Genomic DNA, 1,353 nt, shown 5'->3' with positions numbered 1-1,353 from the left:
GGCTACGGGATTCACGGAAGTTGGTGAGCGATGAGGAAGCCTGAGAGGACGGCGGCGAATTGCCTCCATCCTTGTGCCATGGTTTTGGGTCCTGGCGGTTTTCCGTAGCAGTTCCATCCGCCATATCTTGCGACGATCCAGGATAGCCAGGCGAGGGAGCCTTGGGGATGGGGGTTTTTCTGTCGCTCGGTGGCGCCTTCGCGGGTTTTACCGATGATGGCGACGGCGTTGAGGCACTCTTGATCAAGGACATCACTCATGGGGCGAGGGCTGCCATCGCGGGCGCCGACGAGTTGCAGGCTGCGTACCGCGGCGGCGAGCGCAAGGGCGGAGAGGCGAAACAGGTGCTCGGCTTCCTGCACCTGGCTGTCTTCGAGCTTCAATCCATCGCTCTTGAGGGCCCGAAACACCTCCTCGATGCGCCAGCGCAGCCGATAGAGCCGGACGGCCTCGCTGGCCGCGTCCTGGCCTTCGACCGGCAAGGTCGTCAGCAAGCGCCAGAGCAGAGGTTCGCGGCCTGGTGCCGGATCGCCGACTTCGCGCACTTCGACCAGCCCGAGCTCCAGCTCGGCCATGTCGTTTGCAGGGGCTGTTGCCGGGCGAATGACCCGCACGCGGCCGGATCGTATTGCCACGGTCGCCTTGCGCGGCTTCTCACCAATCTTGCGCGGGGCGATCACGATCTCCCGGGTAACCAGGTCCGGCCATGATGCGGGGGCGGTGAACAAGGAGCCAGCGACCAGAGGCCGATCATGGCGCGCACGGATCAGCAACTCGGTACCCGCCGGACGACGGGCAAAGCAGGCCCAGATATCCGCTTCCTGATCACCGACCACCACCAGCTGAGCCGCGTCCGACAGCCGCTGCGAGGCCATTTGCGCTCCCTCGATCCAGCGAATGCTCTCCTTCTCCTCGATCGGTCGGTTCGCCCGGGGCTTCACTGGCGCGACGTCGCGGGTCCAGATCCGCGCGTCCACAAGCCCCAGCACCGCCTCCTCATCCGCATCGATCGCAACCACGCAGTGCAGGAAGAAACCTGGGGTCTTCCCATTCCCGCCTGGCCCAAGACCCCGGCGCCCCGCATACCGCGAGAAGTTGATCTCCGTGGTATCCTGCGCCGCAACAACCCGGCGTCCCGCGCACGCTGATCGCGTGCGAACACTCGACCCCTCCAAAATCGACGCCGTCGTGACGCGCGGCGACGAAAGCCAACGTTGCGCCGCGACCTCTCCCGCTCGCGTCCCACCCACCGTGCGCAGCACAACCGAGCCCGTCTCCACTATCCGCTCAAACAAATGGACCCCGCGCGCCTCAACGCGCGGATCGCCAACTCCAAGCCGTTCCATGCCAATC

At 65.5% G+C, this 1,353-nt stretch carries 1 protein-coding gene; it reads right to left on the bottom strand.

The window, feature by feature from the left end:
- Positions 1 to 11: 11 nt before the first annotated feature.
- A partial coding sequence (locus tag ACVWZA_RS21780) for an IS4 family transposase (protein WP_457313540.1) occupies positions 12 to 1,353 on the bottom strand: 1,342 nt, incomplete at its 5' end.

Source organism: Sphingomonas sp. UYAg733 (assembly GCF_054057355.1).
The sequence above is the reverse complement of the archived record's forward strand: the minus strand, read 5'-3'. Positions and strand labels throughout refer to the sequence as shown.